1 protein-coding gene is annotated in these 239 nt (G+C 72.0%); it reads right to left on the bottom strand.

Features of this window, described 5'->3' with window-relative positions:
- Positions 1-239: diguanylate cyclase domain-containing protein (locus tag ACTFO6_RS19675; protein WP_439935981.1), on the bottom strand; the 239-nt coding region annotated here is incomplete at both ends.

Here is a 239-nt window from a genome sequence, read left to right as displayed (position 1 = left end):
CCTGGTGCAGGGCGGCGTCGGCGATGGCGAGCAGCCGGTTGCCGTCCTGCCCCTGGACCGGGAACAGGCTGTAGCCGATGCTGAAGGTCACAAACACTTCGTGGCCGCGCACCGCGAGGGGGGCGAGCATCGCATCGCGCACGCGGCGCTGCGCCGGCACCGACGCATCGGCGACGCGGCTGCCGGCGATGAGCACGGAGAAGAGGTCTCCCTCGAACCGGTAGACGCGGGCACGGGAC

It is taken from the genome of Pelomicrobium sp. G1, assembly GCF_051905455.1.
In the GTDB taxonomy this organism is placed as follows: domain Bacteria; phylum Pseudomonadota; class Gammaproteobacteria; order Burkholderiales; family UBA6910; genus Pelomicrobium.
The sequence above is the reverse complement of the archived record's forward strand: the minus strand, read 5'-3'. Positions and strand labels throughout refer to the sequence as shown.